This is a genomic window from Psychrobacter sp. DAB_AL32B (assembly GCF_002224105.1).
GTDB lineage: Bacteria > Pseudomonadota > Gammaproteobacteria > Pseudomonadales > Moraxellaceae > Psychrobacter.
In genome coordinates, this window is sequence record NZ_NEXU01000138.1 from 1 (window position 1) to 919 (window position 919).

The 919-nt window shown below is 40.4% G+C and carries 2 protein-coding genes; both read right to left on the reverse strand.

What is annotated here, in order from left to right; all coding sequences use genetic code 11:
- Positions 1-5: 5 nt before the first annotated feature.
- Entirely contained in the window at positions 6-578 is a 573-nt protein-coding gene (locus tag CAN34_RS13665) for an IS630 family transposase (RefSeq protein ID WP_121509236.1), read from the reverse strand.
- Complete coding sequence (locus tag CAN34_RS13670) at positions 505-801, reverse strand: IS630 transposase-related protein (protein ID WP_368039513.1); 297 nt, start codon at positions 799-801, stop codon at positions 505-507. Before CAN34_RS13670 ends, CAN34_RS13665 begins: the two co-directional genes overlap by 74 nt.
- Positions 802-919 lie beyond the last annotated feature (118 nt).

Genomic DNA, 919 nt, shown 5'->3' on the forward strand with positions numbered 1-919 from the left:
TATAGTCAGTTCAAAATAAAAGTGTTATGGCTAGGACAAATATCATAAAACAATTTAGATAAGTCATTTTGCATCCAGCCTTGGCGTAGAAACTTCACCTGTGCCCATTTTTTCTCGATAGGGTTCAGATCAGGACTGTACGGCGGCAGCCATAGAATACGATGGCCATGTCTGTTCAGTAGCTTTTGAATGCGTTTGTTCTTATGAAACCGAGCATTATCCATGACTATCACGCATTTGGTTTTAAGACTTGGGATCAGCGTGTGTTTGCACCAGTAGTAGAATGTGCTGCTGTTAATATTGTGCTCAAAGTAATCAAGCGCAAACAGTATCTTTTCATAGAGAGCACCGATGACGTTAGTTCGCTTTTTTGCTTGCCAGTTGTAGCGATCAATACAAGGTTTGCCTATCGGTGCATAGCCGTAAGGGCGAATGGTTTCAGCGTCAAAGCCACTTTCATCCATATATACAATGGGGTAGCCTTGGTGCGTAAAGCTTTCCAGCTTACCTTGATAAGTCGCTCTTTTTATCGGGCACGCTTTTGGATGCTCCAGTGTCTTTTTTTTGACTGATGCCAAGACGCTTTAAGGCGTGATAAATACCTGTTTTACTACAGTTTAAACGACGTGCTCGCTCATACTGGTAATCATCAGGATGTTCTTTGACGTCATTAAGTAGCACGTCATCTGGTATTTTATAGGGCTTAGTTTGCCTGGTTATTTTGCTATGAACACGTCTCTTCCAGTTTTGTATGGTGGTTGGGCTGAGATTGTAGAATTCAGCCGCTTGAACAAAGGTCATACCCTCGTCTAAGCTTTTTAGTACTTGTCTACGAAAATCTAGTGAGTAAGTCATGGTCTTTATAATAACAATTGGATTTGATAATTAGTTTATAACACTTTTAAGTGGGTTTTACTAT

Excerpts from the sequence above, each read along its gene's own strand:
- CAN34_RS13670 (WP_368039513.1), bottom strand. The coding sequence starts at position 801 with ATGACCTTTGTTCAAGCGGCTGAATTCTACAATCTCAGCCCAACCACC.